Origin of the sequence: Sulfitobacter sp. HI0027 (assembly GCF_001634775.1) — a bacterium.
Lineage (GTDB): Bacteria > Pseudomonadota > Alphaproteobacteria > Rhodobacterales > Rhodobacteraceae > Sulfitobacter.
In genome coordinates this window covers 1-305 of sequence record NZ_LWER01000171.1, presented here as the reverse complement: position 1 = coordinate 305, position 305 = coordinate 1, and the positions used below count along the sequence as shown (strand labels likewise).

At 63.0% G+C, this 305-nt stretch carries 1 protein-coding gene; it reads right to left on the bottom strand.

The window, feature by feature from the left end:
• Positions 1–83: 83 nt before the first annotated feature.
• Positions 84–305 (bottom strand): ribbon-helix-helix domain-containing protein (locus tag A3722_RS10745; RefSeq protein ID WP_067916123.1); only part of this gene is annotated, 222 nt, incomplete at its 5' end.

Here is a 305-nt window from a genome sequence, read left to right as displayed (position 1 = left end):
GCCTGTCCTGTCCCCCACTTACAAATAGACCGGCACTTGGACCCGTTTCGGGTAGTGCAATCAGGCGCATTGGGCGCGCTCCGTCAGGAAGCTTCGTCAGCTACCCGGACGGCTCGCTCCCTGAGGGTGTCGAAAGTCTGTGGGGAGAGGGGCTCGTCTCGCGCGCTCTTGCGACCTTCATCAAGAAGCGTGCGAAGTGCCTGCCGATCCAAGTCGCGCCGGATCAGATCGCGCACATATTCGCTCGCAGTGCCGTAGCCGCGTGCCTTGGCCTGAGCGTCCACTGCTGAGCGCATGTCATCCGG